Origin of the sequence: Micromonospora sp. AMSO1212t, assembly GCF_008868145.1 — a bacterium.
GTDB lineage: Bacteria > Actinomycetota > Actinomycetes > Mycobacteriales > Micromonosporaceae > Micromonospora > Micromonospora tulbaghiae.
In genome coordinates this window covers 1-577 of record NZ_WBKS01000275.1, presented here as the reverse complement: position 1 = coordinate 577, position 577 = coordinate 1, and the positions used below count along the sequence as shown (strand labels likewise).

General features: G+C 68.8%; 1 protein-coding gene. It reads left to right on the top strand.

The annotated features are described in order from the left end of the window. On the top strand, positions 1–577 hold a 577-nt coding region (locus F8279_RS29785), incomplete at both ends, for an ABC transporter ATP-binding protein (RefSeq protein WP_151501721.1).

Here is a 577-nt window from a genome sequence, read left to right as displayed (position 1 = left end):
CACACGGTCGGGCGGATCGTGGCGATGCCGTTGCAGGTCAACCGGATCACCCCGCCCGGCGGCGTCAAACACCGCGTCCAGGAACTGCTGGAACTGGTCGGCCTGAACCCGGAGCACTACAACAGGTACCCGCACGAATTCTCCGGCGGCCAGCGCCAACGCATCGGCATCGCCCGCGCCCTGGCGCTGAAACCGAAGCTGATCGTGGCCGACGAGCCCGTCTCCGCGCTGGACGTGTCCATCCAGGCGCAGGTCATCAACCTGCTACGCGACCTGCAACGCGACCTCGGCCTGGCGTTCGTGTTCATCGCCCACGACCTCGCCGTCGTGCGGCACTTCTGCCACCGCGTCGCCGTCATGTACCTCGGCAAGATCGTCGAGATCGGCGACCGCGACACCATCTACACCCGCCCCCAGCACCCCTACACCCGAGCCCTGCTGTCCGCCATCCCCGACGTCACCGCCCTCGGCCCCGCCGGACGCATCCGCCTCACCGGCGACGTCCCCACCCCACTCAACCCACCATCAGGCTGCCGCTTCCGCACCCGCTGCTGGAAAGCCACCGACCACTGCGCCA